This window comes from Flavobacterium sp. LHD-85 (genome assembly GCF_030929595.1).
In the GTDB taxonomy this organism is placed as follows: Bacteria; Bacteroidota; Bacteroidia; order Flavobacteriales; family Flavobacteriaceae; genus Flavobacterium.
The window spans coordinates 19251-38460 of the sequence record NZ_JAVFVR010000011.1 but is presented as its reverse complement, the minus strand read 5'-3'; the positions used below and the strand labels follow the sequence as shown (position 1 = coordinate 38460).

General features: G+C 34.6%; 14 protein-coding genes and 1 pseudogene. 7 read left to right on the top strand and 8 right to left on the bottom strand.

Going from position 1 to position 19210, the window contains the following annotated elements; genetic code table 11:
* Nucleotides 1–101: 101 nt before the first annotated feature.
* The 7 genes from RB618_RS17480 to RB618_RS17450 all read right to left on the bottom strand — a co-directional run bounded on the left by RB618_RS17480 (nucleotide 102) and on the right by RB618_RS17450 (nucleotide 9779).
* The gene (locus RB618_RS17480) at nucleotides 102–1382 is read right to left on the bottom strand and encodes a TolC family protein (protein WP_308069924.1); all 1281 of its coding nucleotides are present in this window, start codon (nucleotides 1380–1382) and stop codon (nucleotides 102–104) included.
* Nucleotides 1383–1488: 106 nt separating this feature from the next.
* A complete protein-coding gene (locus RB618_RS17475; protein WP_308069923.1) occupies nucleotides 1489–4632 on the bottom strand; it encodes an efflux RND transporter permease subunit in 3144 nt (1047 codons plus the stop codon).
* A gap of 27 nt (nucleotides 4633–4659) precedes the next feature.
* Nucleotides 4660–5685, bottom strand: a complete 1026-nt coding sequence (locus tag RB618_RS17470) for an efflux RND transporter periplasmic adaptor subunit (RefSeq protein WP_308069922.1) — start codon at nucleotides 5683–5685, stop codon at nucleotides 4660–4662.
* 576 nt (nucleotides 5686–6261) lie between these two features.
* Entirely contained in the window at nucleotides 6262–7152 is an 891-nt protein-coding gene (locus RB618_RS17465; protein ID WP_308069921.1) for a helix-turn-helix domain-containing protein, read from the bottom strand.
* Nucleotides 7153–7810: 658 nt separating this feature from the next.
* Nucleotides 7811–8251, bottom strand: coding sequence for a helix-turn-helix domain-containing protein (locus tag RB618_RS17460; protein ID WP_308069920.1), 441 nt, complete (start codon nucleotides 8249–8251; stop codon nucleotides 7811–7813).
* Nucleotides 8214–8729: a hypothetical protein gene (locus RB618_RS17455; RefSeq protein ID WP_308069919.1), complete on the bottom strand. Its 516-nt coding sequence runs from the start codon at nucleotides 8727–8729 to the stop codon at nucleotides 8214–8216. Before RB618_RS17455 ends, RB618_RS17460 begins: the two co-directional genes overlap by 38 nt.
* 72 nt (nucleotides 8730–8801) lie before the next feature.
* Complete coding sequence (locus RB618_RS17450; protein ID WP_308069918.1) at nucleotides 8802–9779, bottom strand: aldo/keto reductase; 978 nt, start codon at nucleotides 9777–9779, stop codon at nucleotides 8802–8804.
* A gap of 294 nt (nucleotides 9780–10073) precedes the next feature.
* Between RB618_RS17450 and RB618_RS17445 the strand changes: the two genes are divergently transcribed.
* From RB618_RS17445 to RB618_RS17430, 4 genes are all read left to right on the top strand, one after another.
* Entirely contained in the window at nucleotides 10074–12803 is a 2730-nt protein-coding gene (locus tag RB618_RS17445; RefSeq protein WP_308069917.1) for a TonB-dependent receptor domain-containing protein, read from the top strand.
* Nucleotides 12804–12825: 22 nt separating this feature from the next.
* On the top strand, nucleotides 12826–14178 hold the full coding sequence (locus tag RB618_RS17440) for a DUF4876 domain-containing protein (RefSeq protein ID WP_308069916.1): 1353 nt from the start codon (nucleotides 12826–12828) through the stop codon (nucleotides 14176–14178).
* Between the two features lie 65 nt (nucleotides 14179–14243).
* A complete protein-coding gene (locus RB618_RS17435) occupies nucleotides 14244–15803 on the top strand; it encodes a DUF6850 family outer membrane beta-barrel protein (protein ID WP_308069915.1) in 1560 nt (519 codons plus the stop codon).
* A 73-nt stretch (nucleotides 15804–15876) separates the two neighbouring features.
* Nucleotides 15877–17109, top strand: a complete 1233-nt coding sequence (locus tag RB618_RS17430; RefSeq protein WP_308069914.1) for a cytochrome c peroxidase — start codon at nucleotides 15877–15879, stop codon at nucleotides 17107–17109.
* 17 nt (nucleotides 17110–17126) lie between these two features.
* On the opposite strand, the pseudogene RB618_RS23725 reads toward RB618_RS17430, so the two are convergent.
* A pseudogene (locus tag RB618_RS23725) lies at nucleotides 17127–17387 on the bottom strand (siderophore-interacting protein); the annotation flags it as partial.
* Nucleotides 17388–17661: 274 nt separating this feature from the next.
* On the opposite strand from RB618_RS23725, the gene RB618_RS17425 reads away from it, so the two are divergent.
* The 3 genes from RB618_RS17425 to RB618_RS23720 all read left to right on the top strand — a co-directional run bounded on the left by RB618_RS17425 (nucleotide 17662) and on the right by RB618_RS23720 (nucleotide 19073).
* The gene (locus RB618_RS17425; RefSeq protein WP_308069913.1) at nucleotides 17662–18099 is read left to right on the top strand and encodes a MarR family transcriptional regulator; all 438 of its coding nucleotides are present in this window, start codon (nucleotides 17662–17664) and stop codon (nucleotides 18097–18099) included.
* A 4-nt stretch (nucleotides 18100–18103) separates the two neighbouring features.
* Nucleotides 18104–18595, top strand: coding sequence for a DUF2798 domain-containing protein (locus tag RB618_RS17420; protein WP_308069912.1), 492 nt, complete (start codon nucleotides 18104–18106; stop codon nucleotides 18593–18595).
* A gap of 283 nt (nucleotides 18596–18878) precedes the next feature.
* Nucleotides 18879–19073 (top strand): DDE-type integrase/transposase/recombinase, encoded by a 195-nt coding sequence (locus RB618_RS23720; RefSeq protein ID WP_374121142.1) that lies wholly within the window; start codon nucleotides 18879–18881, stop codon nucleotides 19071–19073.
* The last annotated feature ends 137 nt before the right edge of the window (nucleotides 19074–19210 follow it).

Sequence of the window (19210 nt, the reverse complement as noted above, 5' to 3'; positions counted from 1 at the left end):
AAAGGTTAATGTTTGGAGAGTGTTCTATCAAACTTTATACACAAAAACGGATTGCAGTCTAATTTGATCTGCAGTCCGTTTTTGTGTTTTAAGGTATTTGGTTAATTTAAATCGTTGATTGCTTTTTTATATCTTGCTTCGCTGATTTTATAACGGGCTTTAGCATCAATGGTGTTTGAATAGGCGTGCTGCCATAACACTTGAGCCTCAAGAACATCTTTTCCTACAACGGTTCCGGCATCAAAGCGATCGTTGTTTAAACGTAAATTCTCTTCAGAGCTAATTAATGATTCTTTGCTAAGTTCGACTTGCTCTTTTGCCTGAGCGAGCTGGAGGTAGGTGTCCTGAACTTCTATAGCAATTAATTCGCTGGCTTCTTTTAGATCAGTTTTTCTGGCCTCGGTTTTAAATTCCTGTTCCTTAACTTTTTGTTTTCTGCCTCCCCAATCGAAAACTGGAACAGAAATATTAACCAATCCATAAAAAGAAGTCAGATCATCTTTTCCGTTAGAAAAGTTAATCGCCTTTCCTGCGGAATAAAGTCCTGAAGCGCTTAAAGCTACAGTTGGTTTTCTGTCAGCTTCTAAAATTTTGGTTTGCAACTGATCTATTTCAACAGCATTTTTAAGCAAAGCTGTTTCAGCGCGATTCTCTGATTTCAGCCTGCCATCTTCTTCAAATGGAAGTATGTAATTATCTGAAAAATTGCCCGTTATAGTGAAGTCTGTATTTTGAGTTCCCATAATTTGGGCAAGGGTTAATTTTGATATTACCAGACCGTCTTCTGCTTTTTTTAGGTCGAGTTGTGCTGTGTTAAGCTGTACCTGTACTCTTAAAACGTCATTTTTGTAAATTAACCCTGCTGTAAATGAATTGTTTAAGTCCTTTTCGAGAGCTTGCAGCAGACTGATGTATTTTTTAGATAAAATAACTTTTTCATTCAGATTTACAATTGTCCAATAGGCAGTCTCCGTTTTTAATAAGACTTCATCGGTTGTGAGCTGATTCTGCAATTCGCTTATCTCGACCGCTTTTGAAGCTGTTTTTTTTGCATAATTGATTTTTCCGCCGGCATATATGAGCTGTTTTAATCCCAGGGTTGCATTTGCACTGTATTCGGGCAGGATCGCACTTAGAGGATCCCCTACATATAACCCTATTAATCCTGCGTCTACAGAGGGTTTGTCGAGTGTATGGGTTGCTTTTTCAGCAGCCTGAGCAGCCTGAATATTCTGCGTTGTTTTTTTTATATTGTTATTGTTTTTTAAAGCCTGTTCTTTGGCTTGCTCCAGCGAGAGTATTTGATTCTGCGCTTTTATTTGTGAAACGCTGCAGAGTATAATCAGGCAGAGTGTAGTCTGGATTTGTTTTTTTATTTTCATAATAACTATTTTAAAGGAAAGTCTAAGGTTATCTAGACTGCTGTGGATAAATCAGAATCCTAACTATATTTAATCGAGCGTTACAGCAGTCCGATAACACTATGAATTAATGACCTTCATGATGAGACGGTTTGTATAATATTTCGTCATCATTATCAGGATGATAATGCTCGTTGTTTTCTTCTGGTTTTACAAATTTGTAATATAGGATAGGCACCACAAATAATGTCATAATCATCGAGACTACTAACCCAACTGCAAGCACACTACCTAAAGGAGCCCAAAGTGGAGATTTTCCCACAATCATTGGAATTACACCTACTGCTGCAGCTACAGAAGTTAAAAAAATTGGACGCATACGTCGTTTTCCGGTTGCTATTGCTGCAGCTTTTATAGTATATCCGTGCTCGTGAACTAGTTCATCTGCATAATCAACCAATATAATTCCATTTCGAACTACAATTCCAATAAGACTTATGATTCCCATAAAAGCAGTGAATCCCATTGGATTTCCAGTTATTTTCAGTCCAAGAAAAGCGCCTAAAAGACTTAAAGGAAAAGTAGAGAGTACGATAAGCACTTTACTAAAGTTTTTAAACTGAAACAATAAGACTAAAAAGATTAAAATTAGACTTATTCCTAAGGACATCATCATTCCGGGACCCGTTTCATTGGTGCTTTCAAATTCTCCTCCATAAACAAGTTTTATTCCATCGGGAAGTTTGATTTGATCAATTTTTGGCTGTATCTCAGTGAGTATTTTTGCTGCTTTAATTCCTTTTTGAGCTTCGGTCATTACAGTAAGGGTGCGTAATCCATTTCGATGCGCAATAACTCCTGTATGCCAGGCGGGTGATATGTCGGCCACTTCTTTTAATGGTACTTTTGTACCGTAAACCGTTGAGATTGTAATGTTCTCAAGTTCGGTAAAATTAGAGCGGTTTTTTGAGTCTAAACGCAGTAAGATATCAATTGGTTTATCACCTTCGTACAATGTTGAAACAGGAAATCCTTTAAGTCCTGCTCCAAGAGTCTGCGCCACCGCACTGCTTGATACTCCTAAACGTTCTGCTTTGTCTTCTTTTAGAACAACTTTTACACCATAATAATCTTCCTGATAGCTTGTTCTGGTCCAGTTGGTTCCCTGAGCATTCTCCATTATAGCTGCAACTTGCTGAGCGACCCTTTTTTGATCATTTAAATTATCACCAATCACGCGTACTTCAAGTGGAGCAGGACTTTCTTTCATCGATAATTGTCTTACTCTCACATAGCCATCTGAGAGAAACCCATCGAATTTTATTAGATATTCATCGGCTAGCTGCTGCGTTTCTTCTTTTCCGGCAGTGGTAATGAATATCTGCGCAAAATTACGTCTTGGTGTCTCAGGCGCATAAGTAGAATGGAAACGAGGGGAGCTTGTACCGATAAAACTGGCGATGCTCAGTACTCTTTTGTCTGATTTGATTTCATTCTGAATTTTAGCGACAGTTTGTTCTGTTTGTTCTAGACTAGCACCACTAGGAAGCCAGATCTCCAGGTTAAATTGATTTCTTTCGGCCGTAGGGAATAATTCCTGTTCAACTCCTGATGCTATAATTAAAGCTAAAATAACCGAAAATAATCCTGCTGCCAGAGTAGCTTTGGGCCATCTAAAACTAAATTCAAGGGCATTATTAAAAACATTCTGCAGCCTGTCAAGCATGTTTTTCTTAACAGGACGATCGCTGACTTTATGTTTTAATCCTTTTTTTATAAATACATAGCTCATGTATGGCGTTAACAATACCGCTACAATAAATGAAGTGATTAGCGACACAGCGACAGCTATGGGAAGTGACTGAATGAATTCTTTTGCAATTCCGTTTAAGAAAAATGCCAGTGGAAGAAAAGCAAAAATAATAGCGGCTGTTGCCGTAAAAATAGGCAGTAAGAGTTGTGTCGCACTTTGCCACGCTGCGGTCCATGGATCGACTCCTTCATCAAGTTTTTCAATATAATTATCAACAACCACAATGGCGTTATCAACCACCATTCCTAGAACGATGATTAGAGCCGCCAGGGTTACCTGATGAATTTCTATACCAATTATATTAAGTACTCCAAAGGTGATTACAATGGCAATAGGACAGGCAACGGCTGATACCATAGCTACTCTAAAAGGCAGTAGTACAATCACTACAACAATAACCGATAAAATGGCTATAGCAAATTCAAGCATAAAGTGGCTAATACTTTCTTTAACAACTTCTGGCTGATCTACAATAGTATTGATTTCAACATTTTGCGGAAGCTCTTTTTTTACTTCGTTAATTTTATCACGCAGTTTTTCTCCAAATTCAACAATATTTTTTCCCGGCTGCATTTCTACAGTGAGCATCATTACTTTTTGGTCTCCGAGTTTGATGAAACTTGCAGGTTCTTCGTAACGGCGCTCAATTGTTGCTACATCTTTTAATCTTACAACTTGTCCTTGAGGATTGCTATAGACAATTTGATTTCCTATTTCAGCTTCATTCTTATATTGATTTTTTGCAAATACCGAAATTTCACCATTTTCAAGTGTTAATCCACCAGTAAAGTTTGTTCCATTTTGAGCCTGTAGTACTCGTGCAATTGTTGAAAAATCAAATCCGTATTGATGTAATTTCTCATCTTGAACCGTTACGTAAATCTGCTGCTTCTGACCGCCGTATCGTTTTATTTTTGAAGTTTCAGGAAGAGTTTTAAGTCCGTCTTCAAGTTTGTCCAGATATTTTTCAATCTCTGCATAACTTCTTTCAGGCGCAGAGACCGTAATCATTTGAGCTACAACATCTCCAAAATCACTATTTACAATAGGACCCACCATACCTGGAGGCAGTGTGTTCTGCATTCTAAAGGTGGTATTAAGACCATGCTGGAGTGTCGCCCAGAATCTCTTGGTATCTTTTACATTTTCATTCAGTTCGCAGGTTATAACAACTTGGCCTTCCTTAGTTTCTGATTTTGTTTTTTCTTTTCGAACTTCTTCAAAACTGAAAAGATATTGTTCAATTTTATTGGTCAGCTGTTTTTCAACCTGAATTTCATCGGCACCGGGAAGTGCTGCGATAATTAATCCGCTTCTTACAGTTATTTTTGGATCTTCACTCCTGGGCATGTTCAAGAGCGCCACTAGTCCGAAGATCATTAGTAAAACTGTAACGACAATAGTTACCTGACGGTATTTCATTGCGGCTTCTATGAAATTTATTTTTACTTTTTTCATTTTTATTGCGTTGACTATATTTAAAACTTAAAAAGAAATTTCCTGTCCGTCTTTAAGGTTTCTTTGTCCACTTATGATCACATTTTCACCTTCTTCCAGACCTTTGGTTACAATCACTTCTTCTGCTTTAAAGCTTCCAAGATTGACTCTTTTTCTAATTGCTTGTTTTTTTGAAGCGACAAATACATAATTAATATCATCAGCGTCTCTAATTACTGCCGAAGCAGGAATTGTTATGGCTTGAATCATTTTGCCCGTTTGTATTTTAATATCGCTTATCATTCCCGGAAGTAGTGTTCCTTTAGTGTTGTTCAATAGCACTTTAACATCAAAAGTTCTTGTGGCAGCATCAGCGCTCGGATTAATAATGGTTACTTTTCCGTCAAAGGTTTGATCAATTGAGGCAATTTTTACCTTTGCAGGAATTCCAATTTTAATATTGGCTATTTCATTTTCATTTATAGAAGCTTTTGCATATACTTTATCGGTTTTCATGATTGTAAAAGAGGGTATTCCCGGTGCTACACTGGCACCTCTTTCGATTAATTTAGCAGTTATGATACCCGAAAAAGGGGCGTAAATTTTGGTGTCTTTAAGTCTTTTTAATGCAGAACCGCTATTTGCTTTGGCCTGTTCCATAGCAATTTTAGCATTGATATGATCTCGCTGGGGAAGACTTCCTTTTGCGTACAGCAAATCAAGTCTTTTAAAATTGTCAACAGCCAGATCAAGTCCTGCTTTGGCAATCGTATACGCATTTTGATATTCTTCTGTTTCAATTGTAGCCAGTAATTGTCCTTTATTTACACGCTGCCCTTCTTCGATGGTAACCGAATTTACTCTCCCCGATACAGAAAAACCTAGAGATACGGTATTATCCGCTTCTATAGTACCGCTGTAGCTAAACACTTCAGGCTGGGCTTCTGCATTTAATGTTTTGATGCTGACTTTTGGAATGCTCTTGGGAGCGTCTTCGTTTTTTTTCTCCCCACAGCTGTTTAATAAAACTGCTAATGCAAGAAGTATTGAGATATTTTTTAATGATGTAGACATAGATAATTTTATTAAATTATTTTTTAATTTAAATGTTGGACTAAGACTCTCTTTTTGTAGAAATACCAGATGAGCTGGTATAGGTAAAGAGGATATCCATTAAAAACAGCCAATGACAGTTTTGTTTTGAGCTTAAAACGCTAATGCTGAGTGTTTTTTTTACTGTTTAATGAGACTCGTGCAATACCTATAAAGGCATTTTCTCTTTTAGAAGTTTTGTTAATTGGTATGCTTTCCAGCAATAAGAAGCAGCTGGCTCTACTTGTGGTTTCTTTGAAATCATCAAGTACTAATTTTTTTTTGTAATACATTTTATCCGCTATAATTTGATTAAATAATAGTGCAAAGATGTAATAGGAAGTAGTTTTATAAAAGGTCTGTTTTATGACATAATTGGTCAAAAACAGTTTTTTTAAATAGAATTGTTAAAAATGACGTAAGCCAATATTTTTATCTTTTACGTTGTAAATGCACATATTAAAAGTCAATTGTGAATTTATTGAAGATTTGAAAAATAAGAATTGAAAATGTAATTTGAAGAATTTAGTCCATATTAATCATTAGAACTAATAAAGTCTATTCTTGTTTTCTATAGTCAGAAGGGGAGAGTTTCATGTGTTTTTTGAAGAATTTTCCAAAGAAAGACTGATCGCTGAAATTTAATTCCTCGGCGATTTGAGCAATGCTTAGAGATGGATTACTCAGAAGGATACGCGCCTCCATAATAATGGCTGCATCAATAAGCTCTCCGGTTGTTTGTCCTGAAACTTCTTTAAGGGTTTTTGAAAGATGCCCTGCCGTCATAAATAAGGCATCTGAGTAAAACTGCACTCTTTTTTCTTTTTTAAAATTTTCTTCCAGCAGTTTGAAAAAAATGATAGTTAGTTCTTCCTTGCGTGTTATTTTTGCTTTGACTTCTGCATTATTTGTTCTGTAAATAACTGCAATTTCGTACATTAAGAGATTGAAACTGTGTGTGAGGATTTCTCTGCCGTAAAAAGGATTGATTCGAGTATTATTTTTATGCAATAATTCGATTAGATTAGAAATAGAATTTATTTCTTCTTTGTTGAGTTTTAAATGCGGGACAGTTTTGGAGGCAAAAAAATCAAAAGTATCCATTTCGTTTTTAGTGACATTGCTGTTGATGGCAAAATTAAGCGTGAAGCTAACGCCTGCCATAACTATTTCCTCTTCTATTTCCTGCATATGAGTAACGGTATGAGGGGAAACCAAAACCATATCGCCTGCCTGTAGATTGTAGGTAATCAAATTGAATTGTATTTTGATACTTCCGGAGACCAATAGAAAAACGGAATAATTATCTGAACGGAAAGGATAAGGGAAAGGTCGGTGCGTTATTCCCTCTTTACCAACATATACGTAAAGCCCGTCTGATTGAGGAACATCTCCCAAAGCTTCAAGCAGATCATTTATTGAGTGCTTTTTTATATTTGTTTTATTCAATGTAGATATTTTTGGGTAAAGTTATAGTTTTTTTGAGACTAATTATCAGTCTTTCTCTTTGTAAAGGAAGAGAAACTTTAAGAAGATTCTAAAAATATATGAGTCTCTTAAAAATATATAAAAACGTTTAAAATAATTGGTCTTATAATTTTGATTTTTTAAAACAATATAAAGAGTATTTTATTTGGCGTTTTTTTTTGAAGAATTGTTTTTTTAGCTCCAATTCCCATTCCTTGTTATAAAAAGTTTTTTATGAGGTGTACAAATGTACAACTCGTTTCCAAAAAATGTGCACGAGGTGTGCGTGAGGTGTACAAGGTGCACAAATTAAAGATAATAGAAGAAATAAAAAATAATATAAAGTCAATAATTACGGGCTAATAGCAAGTGATGGAAACTTAAAGAAACCTGATTTACTGTCCAATTTGGGTAGTTATTTCAATTATTCTCCGCAAAAACTGCGGTTATTATATTGTTTTTTACCGCATATAATAGTATGCTTTATTGGATTTAAATGGAGTTGAAATACATTTTGCCTTTTAGTGAGCTAAGCAATAGGAGGGAAATGCAATGAGATAAAGTATCAGAAAATAAGATTTAATATAATGATGGTAGAAGATACTCTGCCTAGATAATTTTAGCTTTTTTTTTAGAAATTTCAATTAAAAGATTGTCTAAATTCCAAAGGAGAAAGATTTGTTTTTAACTTAAAGAGTCTATTGAATGAGGATTGGTGTTCGAAACCTAATTGGTAAGCGATTTCACTAATAGTTAAATTGGTTGTTGATATCTTTTCTTTTGCTTTTTCAATAAGTTTTTGATGTATGTGCTGCTGTGCATTTTGTCCGGTAAGGTTTCGAAGCATATCGCTTAGATAACTTGGTGAGATTTTCAAAGTGGTGGCAAGGAATAGAACTGTTGGAATACCTTGCGTCAGCGATTTTTCATTCCTAAAATAATCATCTAAAAGCTCTTCCAGTTTTTGCAACAAATCATTGTTTGCAGATTTTCGGGTAATAAATTGCCTCTTATAAAAGCGATTGCTATAATTTAATAATGTTTCAATTAGTGAAATAATCACATCTTGACCAAAAATCATCAAGCCTGTTTTGTAATTCTTGATCAATGATTTTGAAAATAGAAATAATGTTTTCTTTTTCTTTATCTGAAAGATGCAGTGCTTCATTGGCTGAATACGAAAAGAAACTATATTGTTTTATTTTTTTTAGCAAAGGATACCCAGCTAAAAAATCCGGATGAAAAAGTAATGTAAAACCGGAATGATCTTCATTGTTAGTATCATTTGCACTTACTTGATTGGGAGCTTTGAAAAATAAACCGCCTTTTTGAAAATCATAAAAGCCTTGCCCGTATTTTAATTTCCCACTGAGTTTCTTTTTATATGATATTTTATAAAAATTATAGATAAAAGAATTAGGGAGTTTATCTGAATCTATTTCATTGGTCTTGATCTCTACCAGACTTATCAAAGGGTGCAATGATTTTGGCAAGCCCAGCACCCGATGCAAGTCGGAGAGTGATTCAAATTTATGCGGAATGTTTTCTTCCTTTTTCATCGGGTTAATTTAGCCATTTTTTTCGAAGATATTGCATTATTTTGACGTTCAATTATTCAAGTATCTAACGTTTTATCTGTTTAAAGTATTCATAAATTTGTCCGGATAACGATTCCCTGATACAATTCCAACAGGCATAATAGCCTCTATACTTTCCAAATCTTCTTTGGTGAGCTGGACATTTTCTGCTGCAATGTTTTCTTCGAGGTATTTTATACGTTTGGTTCCAGGGATCGTAATAATATCTTCTCCTTGTGCGAGTACCCATGCAATTGCTAATTGAGAAGCTGTACAGCCTTTTTCAGAAGCTAAAGTTTTAATTTTTTCAACCAGTTCCAGGTTTTTATAGAAGTTCTCTCCTTGGTATCGGGGCATGTGTATGCGATTGTCTTTGAGATCTTCCGGATTTTTGAATTCGCCGCTTAAAAAGCCGCGGCTTAGAGGCGCATAGGCGACCAGACCGATGCCGAGTTTGCGAATAGTTGGCAGTATTTCGGCTTCAATCTCCCTTGTCCAAAGCGAGTATTCTATCTGCAGTGCTGTGATGGGATGTACAGCCGCTGCTTTTTCAATAGATGCTAGCGCCGCTTCTGAAAGGCCAATATAGCGAACAATTCCTTTGGCAACAAGTTCTGATAATGCACCGATGGTTTCTTCTATTGGGATGTTGGGATCTACCCGTGCCAGCGTGTACAAGTCAATGTAGTCGGTTTTCAGGCGTTGCAAGCTATGCATAACAGCGTTACGAATGTAATCTGGATGGCCACTTACCGGACCAGGACCTGTGGGAGAAACCAATTGACCGGTTTTTACAGAGAGAAAGGCCTTGTCTCTTTTTCCTTTAATGGCTTTTCCAATTAGATGTTCATTATGTCCCGCCAGATAGTAATCAGCAGTATCTAAAAAATGGTGTCCAAGCTCTAATGCTCTTTCTATGGCAGCAATAGAAGTGACATCATCACTTTGTCCGTATGCTCCCGACATTCCCATGCACCCTAAACCTATTGCCGATACCACAGGACCGTTTGTCCCCAGTTTTCTATTCATCATTTTTTCTTTTAAATTAATATTAAAGCAAAGTTCAGTAGAAGTCTTTTAACAGATTTAGCCAAATTGAAGGATTGTTTACCCAAAATGAGAGAGTAAGCTACTGTACAAGGTTATGTGATGTCATATACTTAATGAATACTTCTGTTTGATTATAAAAACGCCTTTGGCTTATGAATTAAGAAGTAGTTGTGTCTCAAAGCCTAAATAAATATTTTTTAATTAAATCTATTTATCTTTAGTCTAAATAAGGTTTAATGTTTTATATTTGCACAAAATTTTTAAATGCCCTTTAAATTGAAATATTTCGTTCTACTATTCCTTTTCATTGCAACTACTATTTCGGCACAGCAGCACATAGTAAAAGGCCATGTTGTTGAAAGTATCACTCAAAAACCACTGCAAAGCGTTACTGTTTTAGAAGTAAAATCGAACAAATGGACGATAACGGACGAAAACGGATATTTTGAGATCAAATTAAACGACATCAAAGAATTTAGTTTGAATTTTCGTTTATTAGGAAAGCAAGAAAAAAGTATCGTTTATACCAAAGAGCAAGTTGCAAAATCTATAATTGTAGAATTAGAGAATGACGATTTGAGATTAAAAGAAATCATCGTTTCGGCTCGAAAAGGAAAAAACTTCTCAGAAATTATCATGGGAAGAGAAGCGATTAACCAGGTTCAGGCCTTTTCTCTTAGCGATGTTTTAGAGCAACTACCCGGTCAGGCTACAACTAATTTTGATATGAATGAGTTTAAGACTATCGCTTTTAGAACTGTAAAACCTAGTTTTATTGGTAACTCTGCATACGGTAATAAATCTTTTGGAACCTCTATTGTCGTAGATGGGATTCCGATTTCAAACAATGAAAACATGCAGTCCTATGCAGGAAATTATGGGATAGGAGAGGTAGGGCCATTCTCTCCAAATTTGCTTGGTTTTGGAGATCCTTCTGCCAATGATTTTAACGGTTATTTTTCTAATGCCAATTTTGGAGCAGATTTAAGACAGATCTCAACAGGAAATATCGAAAAAATCGAAGTGGTTCAAGGTATTCCGTCAGCAAAATATGGAGATTTAACTTCGGGATTAATTAAAATTGAACAAAAAGCAGGACAATCACCTTTTAGAGTTTATGCTTCCTTAAGAGACGGAACCAGCGAATATGGTTTCTCTAAGGGATTTAAAATTAGTGATAAGTTTGGGTTTTTAAATGCCGCAGTTAATTATACCAAATCCAACTCAGAGCCACGTGTTTCCTATACAAAATACGATCGTGTCAACACGAATTTGATGTGGAGCTGGGCAAACAAAAATATTCGTAATTCATTTTCTGTAGACTATGGTTTTAATAATGACAATGTGAATTATGAAGCGGAAGGAACAGATGATAAAATTGTAAAAAACAAAAAGACAGACCTCTCGATTTCGAATCGTTTTAAAATGAATTTTTCAGAAAGTTTTTTTGATAATTTAGATGTGAATTTTAATTTTTCACACGGAAAACAAAACACTTTTGAGTCCGAATTAGTAAACGTTGGCGGAACTATAGTAGGTACAAGTACGACAGAAGGTGTATATACCGGAACATATACAATGCCAAGTTATACTACTGTAAAGGCAGTAGAAGGCATTCCTATTTCTTCTTTTTTATCGGCAGATTTATATAAGTCATACGCTGCTGGTAGCTGGATGCATAATATGTCTTACGGAACTGCCATAAGAATGAGTGATAATAAAGGGCGTGGCCGTTTAGGAAGTCCGGAGACAATGAACAGCGCTTTTACAAACACTAATGGCGGGTCAGGACAGGCTTTTAGACCTTATAATTATGCTGACAATATTTTAGCTGAATACCAATTTTCATTGTATGCTGAGGATAATATTGTAAAAAACTGGAGTCGAAGCGCTTTAAACATTGATGCCGGTTTGCGTTATGATAATCAATATGGATATTCATTTTTAGCGCCCCGCATTAATGCGTCTTATGCGCAGGATAATTTTAAAATTCGTGGAGGTTTTGGTTTAACTTCAAAAGCACCTTCTTTAAATCAGGTATATACAGGTCCCCGTTATTATGATGCCGTTTTGGGAGATTACAGACTTCCGGGTTATTATAATTTAGGGATCGTTCAGACTTTTATAGATTTTTCTAATAATGAAAATTTAAAACCTTCAAAAAGTTTGCGTTCAGAAATTGGTTTCGATTACAAACTGCCTTTTGCAACCGTTAACATTACCGGATTTTATAATAATTTGTATGACGGAATCACAAGTCAATCGCTTCCTACAGCACGTCAGGTTGCCGATCTTCAAATTAACTACAATGGAAATCAGACTCCAACTTATGATATTACGGGATATTCTCCTTTTTATTATTTGCAAACACAATTGGTAAACAAATATTTGTCAAAAGACAGAGGTGTTGAGTTCTTCATGAATTTTGATAAAACGTTTATAAAAAATATCTCTTTTGATCTTAACGGAAGTTACATTGAAACAACAAATCGTAATGATATTGACAGTTATTATCGTTCTACGAATGTGAATACAATAGAAAAATTCGGCGTTTACAAACCTTATGATGAACATTACAAAAGTTTTAGTTTAGCAGGAAACCTTAGTTATCATTTGCCTAAAATTGGTATGGTCATCGCAGTTAGAAGTGAGCATTTTATTGTAAAAGATAATAATTATAATAAAGATAATCTGTTGTATGCCTATTTAGATCAAAACTTAAACAAGGTTTTAATTCCTGCAGAAGATCAAAACAACAAAGTGCTTTACGGACATATCTTGAAAACACCGTCGGTTTATGATAGAGAGCTTCAAAAAGTGTATCATAACTTTAACCTGCGAGTTTCAAAAGATTTCCTTAATGGATTTCGATTTTCATTCTATGCCAATAATTTCTTAGATCTAAAACAAACAGAAATTGCACTTGTAAATGGTACGTATGTACAACGAATAAAGCCAGACATGGTGCAATTATCATTTGGAACCAAGATCGAATATCAATTTTAAATTCTAATACAATTTCAATTTTATGAAAAATATAATCCTCTTATTTGCTATTGCGGTTACTCTTTTTTCTTGCACTATCAATGATGATTTTGGAGGCGGTACAAATTTGCAGCCTGTTACTTTTACAGTAAATTTAAAATACGATAAAGAGCAATATAATGGTTTAGAGGTTAATACAGGTAATGTAGTTTTAACAAATACAAATACCGGAGATTCTTATACTGCAACATCAACTGCGGCCGGAATAGCGAGTTTTGCCAATATTCTTCCGGGAACTTATAATGTTACGGCAACGAAAGCAGTAACAAGCGAAGAGTTTTTTAACTTATTTCAGTTTGCTCCAACAACTGCAACGGTAACATTTAATGGTTCTCAGGAAAAAATAATTGTCAATGCTAACATCGCGACAACCAATGTTGAATTGAAGGCAGCAAGAATTGGTGATTTAGTAATTAAACAAATTTATTACGCAGGTTCACATGCGTCGCAGGGTGCGGTTTTTAGAGATCAGTTTATTGAAATCTACAACAATTCTAACGAGGTTATTTATGCCGATGGTTTGTATTTAGGACAGTTATACGGAAAAATAAATATTACGCAAAGCGCTGTTACATTGGCAAATGGACAGTATGATTGGAGCAAATCAATTGGTATGACAGCTGGAGCTGATGCCAATACCAAAAATGTATATGCAGATTATGTTATGAGAATCCCTGGTACCGGAATGCAATACCCAATTAAACCTGGAGAAAGTATTGTTATTGCACAAACAGCAATTAATCATAAATCTCCTTTGGTTGATAATACAGGTATTCCGTTAAGTGTGAAAAATCCTGATTTAACTGTTGATTTAAGTGCTGCCGATTTTGAAGTCTATTTAGGAGATTATCTCTTATCAAAAGGAAAAGATGTTTTTCGTTATGATATTCAGAATCCTGCGGTTAAAGATTTGGAAATTGCCTATTGGGGACGCGCTGGGTATGATAGTGGCAATCAGGATTTTTTAATGGATAATCCGGGAAGAGATAGCTTTGTTATTTTCCGTGCTGATAATTTTGATAAACTTTTGGATTATTCAGATCCTTCGATAACAGTAATAGACAGCAAGGCTAAATTTTTTGTTCAAATTCCAACAAAGGATATTATTGATGGGGTTGATTTACAGAATTTCAATCCTAGTGCTCAAAGGCCAAAAATGCTGCCTTCAGAAATAGATGCTTCGTTCACGAATTGTGATGCAGCATATAATTCGCAATCTGTTATTAGAAAAACGAAAAGCATTGTCAACGGACGCAGAATTTTAGAAGACACTAATAATTCTGCTAGTGATTTTGTAAAATTGGCTATGGCAAATCCAAAAGGTTTTGCAAACTAAAATATAAAGAAAGAATTAGAATGACAGCACGTTTTTTATTTCTTTAACAAGTTAGAATCTTAAAAATGATTTCAAAAAAAACAATACTATTTTTTTTACTGCTGTTAAGTTGTGCCATGCAAGCGCAGCTTACAGATAGTTTATTAGTCAAACAAAATTCATTTTATAACGATATTGAAGTTCGATTATTTGAAACTCCGTTATTATTTACCTCTCAGAATTTAAGTGATTTTACACAAACCCAACTTGATTTTGAGCAAAAGATATCGCCGTTTAAACGGGTGCAAACTGCAGAAAAATCTACAAAATATGCGTTTGCAACACAGGGAATTTATAATTTAAAACCTCGATTGCGGCTTTTTGGAAATTTTGTCTATAATCAAATGTTTGAAGATGGTTTAGGATATAATCTTACCACAGAGCGCACCGAAAATCAAAATGTACTTTCTCCAAATTACTTTTTCGCTCCAAAGAAAGGGAATTGGGAGATTCAGAATTACACTCTAAATGGAGGATTGTCTTATCAATTAGAAAATAATATCTTACTTGGAGCAACGGTTTTTTACAACAACAGCAAAAATTATAGAAAAATTGATCCTCGTCCACAAATTTCTTTGAGTAATTATGGAGGAGAACTTCATGGCGGATATGTTTACAAAGATCATCGAATATTTGGTTCTGTAGGGATGTCAAAAAAAACAGAAACAGGTGATATCGATTATGTTGATGCTACTCAAAATGCACCTGCATATCCAGAAACATTTACCACTTTTTCGTCAGGATATGGCAGGGTTGTTTTTAATTCGTCTTATAGTAAATATATTTTTAGTACGATCGACAAGAATTTTGGTTTAGGATATCAATATCAAAATGATAGAAATAGTTTGGGATTAACTTATAAATTCAACAAATCGATGCAGGATTTTTATGGAAAAGATGCCAATGGTAATGTGTACATTGAAAATGATTTAAGGCAGTACCGTTATCGTTTTTATTCGAATACTGCAAAATTGAATTATTATCACGATGGAGAAGTTAAAGATTATAAACTGCAATTAGAATATAGTGCCGGACAGGGAGATAATTTCTCGGTTGCCGAAAACGGACAGAATTATAGAATGAACTTAGACCGTTTGCAGCTTAGCAGCGGAATCATTAAAAAAGAAAATGATCGCGTACTTTATAATTTTGAACTTATTGGTGCTTATGCAAAACACAAATACATTGATTTACTGGGAAGCACGAATAAAAAGTTAAACACTTTAGTGATTCAGGCGGTATTCAATAGAGATATTTTTGCTAGTGAAAAGAATAAATTGAACCTCGAATTTGGTGTAAATTATTATGTTGCCTTAAAGGAAGAATTATTATATGTGCCAATTTCATCAAATACGTCGTTTGCCAATAATGTGATCATTCCGGATCATGCTTACGATAGCACTTCAAAATTGCAATCGAATATTACGGCCAATTATTATATCAAATTGCCTAAGAAGAAAACGCTTCAATTTTTTATAAACTATAAAACGTTAACGGCATTAGATAATAAATATTTAGAGTATTACGCCAATTTAAATACAAAAGCGAGTACTTATTTTAATGGTGGAGTTTCGATAAATTATTAAGTTTTATGCCAGTCAAAAAATAATAATTTATAGTTTTGCAATCCTTTTGATTTGAAAGTCAATATTACCACAAATGAAAAAAAAATCAGCACTAATAATCCTTTTATTACTTAGTATAACATTAGTTTCAGTACGAAATTATAATCCTGATAATGGCACCTATTATTCTATAGCCGAATTAAAAAAAATGTACAGCAGCGGCGATCATAGTAAATGGCCTAAAGCTACTATTGATAGTTCGGTTGTTGATTTTGAAGATATAGGAGTACTTCCGGATGCTGTATTTCCAGCAGATAATCCGTATTCGCTTGCCAAAAGAGAATTGGGTAAAGTATTGTTTTTTGATCCGCGATTATCTGGTTCCCAGCAAATTTCTTGCGCTTCGTGCCACGATCCTGAATTGGGTTGGGGAGATGGAAAACGTGTTTCCAACGGACATGACAGAACTGCGGGGACACGAAATTCAAAACCGATTATCAATGTTGCTTTTTCTAAAGTATTTTTCTGGGACGGACGCGCTGCGACTTTAGAAGAGCAGGCAAAATTTCCTATTGCTGATGTTAAAGAAATGAACAATCATATGGATATTGCTGTAAAGAATATTCAAAAAATTGAAGGCTATAAGAAGTTCTTCTATAGCGCATATGGAGAAGAAAAAGTAACCGAGGAAAAAATTTTAAAAGCAATTGCAACTTTTGAACGTACGGTTGTGAGCCGAAAAAGCCGTTTTGATAAATTTATTGAGGGAGACAGCACGCAGCTTTCAGATAAAGAAGTTAACGGATTGCATTTGTTCAGAACAAAAGCAAGATGCATAAACTGCCATAATTCACCTTATTTCTCAGATAATCAATTTCATAATGCTGGTTTGACCTACTACAAACGAAAGTATGAAGATTTAGGAAGATACAATATTACGCACGATCCCGCAGATGTTGGAAAATTTAAAACGCCCTCATTAAGGGAAATTTCGCATACGGGGCCATATATGCACAATGGGCTATTTCCGCAGCTAAGAGGAGTTTTAAATTTGTATAATGCCGGAATGCCCAACTTGAAGCCTAAAGGTGATCAAGTTAACGACCAATTGTTTCCTGTGACTTCGCCTTTATTGAAAAAATTGAATTTGACCGAGCAAGAATTACAAGATTTGGAGGCATTCTTAAAAAGTTTATCATCCGGGATTTACCGTGAACCTGCTCCCGAAGAATTTCCTAAGAAGAAAGAAAGCAAAGCTGTGAAAATTAAAAATGGTTCCGCGACAATAAAAGCTCCTATTGAATATGTTGATGAAAAATCTATATAATTGATATCTCCATGCGCGACAAAATTAACAGTTATTAAATTTTGTTTTATATCGGGATGACGAACTGTATAAGTACGAATCGTTGCCCAATTTTCTCCATTTCGGTTTTCAGATTCAGGCAAAATAATTATTTCTTCTTTGTTTTGTGGCACTAAAATTTTATTGGTGTCGCCAATTCGTGCGTCAGAAAAAACAGCCATATCATTACTTTCAAGAATAATTAGAATATAGTTTGAGGTTAAAAATGTTTTTGTTTTCACTTTTAAGGCAGCCTGCATCATTTTGTTTTTTTTATTGTTTTTTTTAAAACAAAATTATCTGATAATCAATAATAAACTAATGTGTTGTTTCTTGTTTTGCTCAATCATTCATGTAAAGTATGATTTGTTTAGTGTTATAATTAAATTATCGACTGTATTTATTTAGTAGCTCTTTATATCAGTAATTTAGAAGGATTCAAGGTATGTAGATGCAAAAAAAAGAAAAAAAAATCTAGCTTCTTTTTAGATTATAGTTATATTTGTAACCGTTATAATTATAATTAATATTAGGATGAAACGAAAAATAGCTGTTGAACTCAATAGTGTAGATCTTATAAAATACGCCTTGTTTAAAGATTATTCTTTACCCGAAGAATTGGCATTTCTCAATCTTACCCAAGAAAGAATTTTGATGACCGTAAAAAAGTCTGTTAATGTATCTATGGTGTCCATTTCCAGAGCTATAGGCTTAGAAAAAGGTCCGTTTTCTCAAACAGTTGATAAATTGGAAGAACTTGGATTGTTAGAAAGAATAAGATCTTCTTCAGATAAAAGAGTGATTTGTTTGTTTTTGACAAAAAAAGGAGAGTTGCTCGCTGAAAAAGTGGAGCAAAGTATGGAGAATCATTTCTCTAACAATATAAAAGTGCTTTCAGATAAAGAGCTGAACGATTTATACCGATCACTGGACACATTAAAACAAATTGCAGAAACTTTAATATCAAAATAAGAATATGAATAAAATGCCAATTAATAAGACAGAACACTTAGTATATACCTTTTTGATGGTTATATTTATGGCCAGCGCAATGACAGCTTACAATGTAATATTGCATAAGGGATTTTCGATGGAAAGTCTAAAAATTGCGTGGTTAATGTTTCCTTTTACTTTTATTGCAGCTTTTTTATGTGAATGGTTTCTAGTGGGGAAGTTAGCGATGAGACTCTCTCATAAATTTTTAAAAGAGGATGATTTATTATTAAAAAAAATACTTATAACGGCTCTTTGTTTTGTTACAGGAATGGTTGTATTGATGTCTTTTTTTGGGCCTTTAATTGCAAATGGGCTGCAATCAAATTTATTTGAAATATGGATAAAAGGCATTCCAATGAACTTTGCTATGGCTTTTCCTCTTCAAGTAATTATTGCCGGACCATTAGTAGGGTTTGTATTTAGAAAATTTTTCCCGATTGGAACTATAGTTGTACCTGGTGAAGAGGTTTAATGCATTGTTTCAAATTTGTTAGATCTTATAAAAGTTCTAAATTCCCAATATAAAACTTGACTTTTGTATCAAGGTATCTGCTAAAAGCCACTCAAATTGAGCGGCTTTTAGCGTGAAAAGAAGTTAAATGGTTCTGTCACATTTTGGAATAATTTTATCTTTATAATTTTAAACCCATAGAAAAATGAATACCTAAGGTCATTGTTATCCAAAATCTATTATATTGCAGGCAGTATATTTTAAGCTTAGGTTTACATTAAGTTATCAGGATGTTGAAGAGATCATGAAAATGCGAGGAGTGCTTGTGGATCATGCCACAATTCAGCGCTGGGTCTATAAGTTTACACCTTTGCTTGAGTCGGAGATGAAGAGGAGAAAAGGCAGGGTGGGGGCGTGTTGGAGATTGAATGAGACCTATATCAAAGTGAAAGGTATTTCGTGTTATTTATATAGAGCAGTAGATAAATTAGGTAATTAATTTGGAGTGGTGATCATCGTCAATTGTATGTAATACTATTTTTTAGGAGCTCTTCCTGCTATACGTTCCACCCGAGCTTCAGCGAAGTGGCGAAGCAATCTTTTGTGCCCAGCCCCGGGTCAATTGTATGTTTTAGG